General features: G+C 68.9%; 6 protein-coding genes and 2 pseudogenes. 4 read left to right on the top strand and 4 right to left on the bottom strand.

Annotated features, from left to right (window positions below; all coding sequences use genetic code 11):
- The first annotated feature begins 61 nt into the window (after nucleotides 1-61).
- Nucleotides 62-1,384, top strand: a complete 1,323-nt coding sequence (locus tag A5736_RS19445; protein WP_076248067.1) for a DUF58 domain-containing protein — start codon at nucleotides 62-64, stop codon at nucleotides 1,382-1,384.
- Between the two features lie 11 nt (nucleotides 1,385-1,395).
- Here the strand turns inward: A5736_RS19445 and A5736_RS19440 are convergent, their stop codons facing one another.
- Nucleotides 1,396-2,397, bottom strand: a complete 1,002-nt coding sequence (locus A5736_RS19440) for a stage II sporulation protein M (RefSeq protein ID WP_076248065.1) — start codon at nucleotides 2,395-2,397, stop codon at nucleotides 1,396-1,398.
- A gap of 36 nt (nucleotides 2,398-2,433) precedes the next feature.
- Between A5736_RS19440 and A5736_RS19435 the strand changes: the two genes are divergently transcribed.
- Nucleotides 2,434-3,327 carry an RDD family protein gene (locus A5736_RS19435; RefSeq protein WP_076248063.1) on the top strand — a complete coding sequence of 298 codons (894 nt, stop codon included), beginning with the start codon at nucleotides 2,434-2,436 and terminating at the stop codon, nucleotides 3,325-3,327.
- 6 nt (nucleotides 3,328-3,333) lie between these two features.
- On the opposite strand, the gene A5736_RS19430 is transcribed toward A5736_RS19435, so the two are convergent.
- Entirely contained in the window at nucleotides 3,334-3,723 is a 390-nt protein-coding gene (locus A5736_RS19430; protein WP_076125297.1) for a hypothetical protein, read from the bottom strand.
- A gap of 130 nt (nucleotides 3,724-3,853) precedes the next feature.
- Between A5736_RS19430 and A5736_RS19425 the strand changes: the two genes are divergently transcribed.
- Nucleotides 3,854-4,552, top strand: coding sequence for a PadR family transcriptional regulator (locus tag A5736_RS19425; RefSeq protein WP_076248061.1), 699 nt, complete (start codon nucleotides 3,854-3,856; stop codon nucleotides 4,550-4,552).
- An 18-nt stretch (nucleotides 4,553-4,570) separates the two neighbouring features.
- Here the strand turns inward: A5736_RS19425 and glpK are convergent, their stop codons facing one another.
- Nucleotides 4,571-6,118, bottom strand: a complete 1,548-nt coding sequence (gene glpK, locus A5736_RS19420) for a glycerol kinase GlpK (protein ID WP_076248060.1) — start codon at nucleotides 6,116-6,118, stop codon at nucleotides 4,571-4,573.
- Between the two features lie 72 nt (nucleotides 6,119-6,190).
- On the opposite strand from glpK, the pseudogene A5736_RS19415 reads away from it, so the two are divergent.
- A pseudogene (locus A5736_RS19415) lies at nucleotides 6,191-7,462 on the top strand (glutamate--cysteine ligase); the annotation flags it as partial.
- On the opposite strand, the pseudogene A5736_RS19410 reads toward A5736_RS19415, so the two are convergent.
- Nucleotides 7,443-7,676: pseudogene (locus tag A5736_RS19410) on the bottom strand (class I SAM-dependent methyltransferase); the annotation flags it as partial. The pseudogenes A5736_RS19415 and A5736_RS19410 overlap by 20 nt on opposite strands.
- Nucleotides 7,677-7,774: the final 98 nt, after the last annotated feature.

Below are 7,774 nucleotides of genomic sequence, written 5' to 3'. Positions count from 1 at the left end.
AAGGCGCCACCCCCGACGGGGTGCTCGACGGAATCCTGGCGTCGGTTCCGGTGCCCCGCTAGTGATCCTGACCGGGCGCACCGGCCTGGCGGCGCTGATCCTGGTTCTGCCGATCGCGCTGTCGCCGTGGCCGGCAAAGGCTTTCGTGGCGCTGCTGGTGGCGCTGGCGATAGTCGTCGTCGCCGATATCGCGCTGGCGGCCAGCCCCGGCGGATTGCGCTTCACCCGGTCCCCCGACAGTTCGGCGCGGCTCGGTCAGCAGGTCGACGCGAGCCTGGACATCTACAACGACGGCCGCCGGCGCTTCCGCGGCCAGCTCCGCGACGCCTGGCCGCCCAGCGCACGAGCCGAACCACGCATTCACGCCGTCGACATCGCCGCAGGGCAGCGCCAGCACGTCCTCAGCGTCCTGCGGCCGGTTCGCCGCGGCGATCAGCGCGCGGCTGTGGTCACGGCCCGTTCGATCGGGCCGCTCGGGTTCGCCGGACGCCAGCGCTCTCAGCCGGTGCCCGGTCAGGTACGGGTGCTGCCGCCCTTCCTGTCCCGCAAGCACCTGCCGTCGCGGCTGGCCAAGCTGCGGGAGATCGACGGGCTGCTGCCCACGCTGATCCGGGGGCAGGGAACTGAATTCGACTCGCTGCGCGAGTATGTCGTCGGCGATGACGTCCGCTCGATCGACTGGCGTGCGTCGGCGCGCCGCGCCGACGTCATGGTTCGCACGTGGCGGCCCGAGCGCGACCGGCGGGTGGTGATCGTGCTGGACACCGGTCGCATGGCGGCCGGCCGCGTCGGCGTCGACCCGACCGCCGCCGATCCCGCGGGGTGGCCCCGGCTGGACTGGTCGATGGACGCGGCCCTGCTGCTGGCGGCGCTCGCGTCGCGGGCCGGCGACCATGTCGACTTCCTCGCCCACGATCGGGTGAGCCGGGCCGGCGTATTCGGCGCGTCGCGCACCGAGCTGCTCGCCCAACTGGTCGAGGCGATGGCGCCGTTGCAGCCCACGCTCGTCGAATCCGATTGGCGCGCAATGGTTGCCGCCATTTTGCGGCGCACCCGGCGACGCTCACTGGTGGTACTGCTGACCGACCTCAACGCGACCGCGCTGGACGAGGGGCTGCTGCCGATCCTGCCGCGGCTGTCCTCCAAACACCACGTGATGATCGCAGCGTGTGCCGACCCGCGCGTCGACCAAATGGCCGCCGGGCGCTCCGACCCCGCCGCGGTGTACGACGCGGCGGCCGCCGAGCGCTCCCGCAACGACCGCCGCGCCATCGCGTCGCGGCTGCGCCACAGCGGCGTGGACGTGGTCGACGCCGTTCCGACGGAGCTGGCGCCCGCCCTGGCCGACCACTATTTGGCGATGAAAGCGACTGGGCGGCTTTAACTTTCGGGTGATCAGGCGGTCGGGACGATGTCGGGCGCGTCGTCGATATCGCCGGTCTCGCCCGCCTTTGCGGCGCGACGGCCGAAGTAGACGATGTAGGACAAGAACGCCGCCTCGGCGATGATTCCGATGCCGACCCGGACGAACGTCGGCAACGGCGACGGCGTCACCAACGCCTCTATCAGCCCGGCAACCAGCAGCACACCCACCAGGCCCACGGCGACCGACACCACCCCACGGCCCTGTTCGGCGAGGACCTGCCCGCGGGGCCGATCCCCGGGCGATATCACCGACCAGCCCAGCCGCATCCCCGATCCCGCGGCCAGGAACACCGCCGTGAGCTCCAGCAGCCCGTGCGGAGCGAGCAGACCCAGCAGGATCCCGCCCTTACCGGCGTGGAACATCAGGCCGGCGATCAGACCCAGGTTGGCGGCGTTCTCGAACAACACGACCGGAATCGGCAACCCCAGCACGACGGCCGACGCGATGCACTGGGCCGCAACCCACGCGTTGTTCACCCAGATCTGCAGGGCGAACGCCGCGGCCGGGTGCTCGCTGTAGTACGACGCGACGTCGTGGTTGACCAATTGATCGATGTCGGTTGGTGTTCCGATCGCGGATTGCACCTCCGGATTGCCCGCCACCCAGAACCCGATGACCAGCACCATGGCGAAGAATGCCGCCGCCGTCCCCAACCACCAGCGCCAGCTGCGATAGGCCACCACCGGGAAAGACACCGTCCAGAACCTGATGAACGCACTGCTCAGCGGCGCGTGCGCACCCGTCACCGCGGACCGGGCGCGCGCGATCAGGCTCGAGAGCCGGCCGACCATCAGCGAATCCGACCCGATCGTGCTGACCGACCGCAGCATCGACAGATGGGTGGACACGCGCTGGTAGAGCTCGACCAGTTCGTCGACTTCCGCGCCGGTCAGCGACCGGCGGCGCTTGACCAACTGGTCCAGGCGGTCCCAGGTGGCGCGATGGGTCAGCACGAATGCGTCGACGTCCACCCTGAGCAGCCTAATTGGCCTGTAGCGTTCGGTGGTATGTCGGAGGTGGTGACCGGGGACGCCGTGGTCCTCGACGTCCAGATCGCCCAGTTGCCGGTGCGGGCGGTGGGTGCACTGATCGACATCACGGTGATGTTCGTCTTCTACCTGCTCGGGCTGATGCTGTGGGCCGCCACCCTGACGCAGTTCGACAGCGCGCTGAGCGCGGCCGTCCTGATCATCTTCACCGTGCTGGTGATGATCGGTTACCCGTTGACGTTCGAAACCGCCACGCGCGGGCGGTCGGTGGGCAAGATCGTGATGGGCCTGCGGGTGGTGTCCGACGACGGTGGCCCAGAACGCTTCCGGCAGGTGGTGTTTCGCGCGCTGGCAGCGGTGGTGGAGATATGGATGTTTCTCGGCAGTCCCGCCGTCATCTGCAGCATGCTGTCGCCCAAGGCCAAACGCGTCGGCGACATCTTCGCCGGCACGGTCGTGGTGAGTGAGCGTGGCCCGCGATCGAGTCCGCCGCCGGCCATGCCCCCGGCGCTGGCGTGGTGGGCGGCGTCGCTGCAGCTGTCCGGGCTGTCCGCCGGCCAAGCCGAGGTTGCGCGCCAATTCCTTTCCCGCGCACCACAACTCGATCGTCAGCTGCGCCAGCAGATGGCGTACCGGATCGCCGGGGACGTGGTGTCGCGCATCGCCCCGCCGCCCCCGCCCGGCGCCCCGCCGGAGCTGGTGCTCGCCGCGGTTCTTGCCGAACGCCACCGCCGCGAACTGGCGCGGCTGCGCCCGACGATGCCGGCGCCGGGACCCTGGCCGCCGGCCGGGCCGACGCCTTGGCCACCCGGGCCGCCCGCGCCGGCCGGCCCGCCACTGGGCGGCCCGCCGCCGGCCGTTCCTTGGCCGCAGCAGGATCCGCAGGCCGGCGGCTTCTCGCCGCCTCGCTGATTGCCGCTAGCCGGAGACGGTAAACGCCATCCAGATCACGTCGATGATCAGCAGCGCCCATCCGGCCAGCGGAACGACGATGCCGCCGCGGCGCTTGGCGGTGAAGACCGAGACGGCGATGACGACGAACGCCACCACGGGCGCGCCGTAGAACGCGACCCCGAAGTCGATCCCCCCGCGGCCCAGGTTCGGGCAACTGCGATCGCTGCAGCCGTCGGTACTCATCACGGCGCCCAGCGCGAACAGCATCACAAGCGCGGCCGCCGGCACCGTGGACAGCGCCAACCCCCAGTTGACCCACGGCCAGACGCGGCGTCCACGCGCTTCACCCTGCGCCTGACCCGTCGCGCTCCGCGTTGCGCTGTCGAACGTCACGTTGGAGTTATTTGCGTCCATCCCACAGGTGCTACCCGCCGAGTTCGGGCGCAAACCTGGAATATCTCATTGCATCGCGTTAGTTTACGATATATCGTGATGTACCGAAGCGCACGACCGGTGCGCGATCCAACAGACAGGACCACAGACAATGACCAATCCATTCACTCCTCCCGACGGCCCATTCGGCGCTCGACCCGGCCTGGGCTTCGGTTTCGGCCCCGGCCCGGCTCCCGCTCAGCGGCGCGCCCTGCATGAGGCCAGGCGCCAGGCCCGGCGAGAATTTCGCGAACACCTTCGCGACCAGGCCGGCAACCAGGGCTTCGGGCCGGGTTTCGGTCCCGGGTTCGGGCCCGGCTTCGGCTTCGGCCCCGGCGGCCGGCGCGGCGGATGGCGTCGCGGCGGTCCGGGCCGGGGACGCCGCGGTGACGTCCGGGCGGCCATCCTCGTGCTGCTGGCCGAGCGGCCGATGCACGGCTACGAGATGATCCAGCAGATCGCCGAACGCAGCAACGGAATCTGGCAGCCCAGCCCGGGCTCGGTCTACCCGACGCTGCAGCTACTGGCCGACGAAGGCTTGATCACGGCGACCGAGACCGACGGCAGCAAGAAGCTTTTCGAGCTGACCGACCCGGGACGCGCGGCGGCCGAGAAGATCGAAACCCCGCCGTGGGACGAGATCGCCCAGGGCGCCGACCCGGGCCACGTCAACCTGCGCACGGCCGCGGGCCAGCTGTTCGGGGCGGTCGCGCAGTCCGCGCACACCGCCTCTTCCGACCAGCAGCAGCGCATCGTCGACATCCTCAACAATGCGCGACGGGAGATCTACGGGATCCTCGGCGAGGACTGACGGCCGGCGGACCCTGGATCAGGTCACATCGACCCAATCCAGGGTCCGCTGCACCGCCTTGCGCCAGCCGGCATACCCGGCGGCGCGCTCGTCGTCGCTCCACTCCGGCGACCACCGCCTGTCCTCGCGCCAGTTCGCGCGCAGCTCGCCCAGGTCCGCCCAGAACCCGACGGCCAGACCCGCGGCGTAAGCGGCGCCCAACGCCGTGGTCTCGGCGACCACCGGCCTCACCACGTCCACGCCCAGCACGTCGGCTTGAATCTGCATGCACAGGTCGTTGCCGGTGATTCCGCCGTCGACCTTCAAAACCTCAAGGCGCACACCGGAATCGGCTTTCATCGCGTCGACCACGTCGCGGCTCTGGTAGCAGATCGCCTCGAGCGTCGCGCGGGCCAGGTGCGCGTTGGTGTTGAACCGGGATAGGCCGACGATCGCGCCGCGGGCATCGGATCGCCAGTACGGGGCGAACAGGCCGGAAAACGCCGGCACGAAATACACCCCGCCGTTGTCGGAGACCTGACGGGCCAGCGCCTCGCTCTGGGCCGCGCCGCTGATGATGCCCAGCTGGTCGCGCAGCCACTGCACGGCCGAGCCGGTCACCGCGATCGAACCCTCAAGCGCGTAAACGGGTTTGGCGTTCCCGAACTGGTAGCAGACCGTGGTCAGCAGGCCGTTTTTCGATCGGACGATCGTCTCGCCGGTGTTGAGCAGCAGGAAATTGCCCGTGCCGTAGGTGTTTTTCGCCTCCCCGGCCGCCAGGCACACCTGACCGACCATGGCCGCATGCTGGTCGCCGAGGACCCCGGTGATCGGCACCTCGCCGGCGACGGGGCCGGTGTCGGTGGTGACACCGTACGGTTGCGGCGACGACGACGGCGCGATCGCCGGGAGCATCGCACGCGGAATCGAGAAGAACGACAACAGCTCGTCGTCCCAGTCCAGCGTTTCCAGGTCCATCAGCATGGTGCGGCTGGCGTTGGTGACATCGGTGCCGTGCACGCCGCCGCGCGGGCCGCCGGTCAGATTCCACAACACCCACGTGTCCGCGGTGCCGAACAGCGCGTCACCGCTTTCGGCGGCCTCGCGCACCCCGTCGACGTTGTCCAGGATCCACTGCAGCTTTCCCCCGGAGAAGTAGGTCGCCGGCGGCAAGCCCGCCTTTCGCCGGATCACGTCGCCGCGACCGTCGCGGTCTAGCGCCGACGCGATCCGGTCGGTGCGGGTGTCCTGCCAGACGATCGCGTTGTAATACGGGCGCCCGGTGCGCCGGTTCCACACCAGCGTGGTCTCGCGCTGGTTCGTGATTCCCAGGGCGGCAATGTCTTTCGCCGCCAGATTGGTTCGGTTGAGCACCGACGTCAGCACCGAGGACGTGCGCTCCCAAATCTCGACCGGGTCGTGCTCGACCCAGCCCGCACGCGGCAGGATCTGCTCGTGCTCGAGCTGGTGCCGGGCGACCTCGGTTCCGGCGTGGTCGAAGATCATGCAACGGGTGCTGGTGGTGCCCTGGTCTATGGCGGCGACGAAGTCGGCCAAGTGCTCTCCTCCAATGTTCTGTCGTGTCATCGTCCATGATGGTCCACCCACACGCCGCCGGGAAACTTGCGTTGCCGCCGGTAAACATGTTCCATCGGCTTTGTGGGCGAAGAGGTCAAGCGCACCACCTATGACCACGCACATCGGCGGGAATACCGGCGCAAGGTGCAGTTGTGTCTGGACGTCTTCGAGAAAATGCTCTCGCAGTCACACTTCGATGCCGACCGGCCGCTCACCGGCATGGAGATCGAATGCAACCTCGTCGACGCCGACTACCAGCCCGCGATGTCGAATCGCTACGTGCTGGACGCCATCGCGGATCCGGCCTATCAATCCGAATTGGGCGCCTACAACATCGAATTCAACGTGCCGCCCCGCCCGCTGCCCGGTCACACCGCGCTGGACCTGGAGGCGGAGGTGCGGGCCAGCCTGAACGACGCGGAGACCAAGGCCAATGCCAGCGGGGCACACATCGTGATGATCGGGATCCTGCCCACGCTGCGGCCCGAGCATCTCGACGAGGGCTGGATGAGCGAGTCGACCCGATACGCTGCCCTCAACGAGTCCATCTTCAGCGCTCGCGGCGAGGATATCCAGATCGATATCGACGGCCCGGAGCCGTTGAGCTGGAACACCACCACCATCGCGCCCGAATCCGCTTGCACCAGCATGCAATTGCATCTACAGGTGGCCCCGCGCAATTTCGCCGCCAACTGGAACGCCGCGCAGGTGCTGGCCGGCCCGCAGCTGGCCCTGGGCGCGAATTCGCCCTACTTCTTCGGCCACCAGCTGTGGTCGGAGACGCGTATCGAGGTGTTCACGCAGTCCACCGATACCCGCACCGAGGAGCTCACCACCCAGGGCGTGCGGCCGCGCGTGTGGTTCGGCGAACGCTGGATCACGTCGATCCTCGACCTGTTCAAGGAGAACATCAGCTACTTCCCGTCCCTGCTGCCCGAGCTGTCCGACGAGGATCCGGCCGCCGAGCTGGCCGCCGGACGCATTCCCGCGCTCTCCGAATTGCGCCTGCACAACGGCACCGTGTACCGGTGGAACCGCCCGGTGTACGACGTCGTCGACGGGCGCCCGCATGTGCGGCTGGAGAATCGGGTGTTGCCGGCCGGTCCGTCCGTGATCGACATGCTGGCGAACTCGGCCTTCTACTACGGCATGCTGCGCGTCTTGTCCGAATCCGACGATCCACTATGGACGAGAATGAGTTTCGCTGCGGCGCATGCCAATTTCGTCGAGGCGGCCCGGCATGGCATTGCCGCCCGCCTGCACTGGCCGGGCCTGGACCACGTGACGGCGCCGGAATTGGTGTTGAACACGCTGCTTCCGATGGCCGACGAGGGGCTGCGGCGGTGGGGGTTAGGTCGACGCCGACCACGGTGTAGCCCTCGGCGGCCAGCGCCAGCGACAGCTCGGCGTACCCGCAGCCGGCGTCCAGCACGTCGCTGCGGAACTTGCCGGCCGCCATCAGCGCCGCGAGTTCGGGCTGCGGCTCACCGATATTCCACGGCGGCGGGCCCTGGAACTGGCCCTGCTCGCGGTATGCACTGTCCCAGTCCAAGATGTCAGAACACATAGCCCCAACGTACGCGCGCCTGCGACGGCCAGGTGTGCACCGGCTCGTTGGCGTGCATGTGTTCGCAGTAGCGGCGCAGCATCTCGGCCAGCGCCGCG

The organism is Mycobacterium sp. SP-6446, assembly GCF_001954045.1.
Classification (GTDB): domain Bacteria; phylum Actinomycetota; class Actinomycetes; order Mycobacteriales; family Mycobacteriaceae; genus Mycobacterium.
This window is presented reverse-complemented; position numbering and strand designations above follow the sequence as displayed.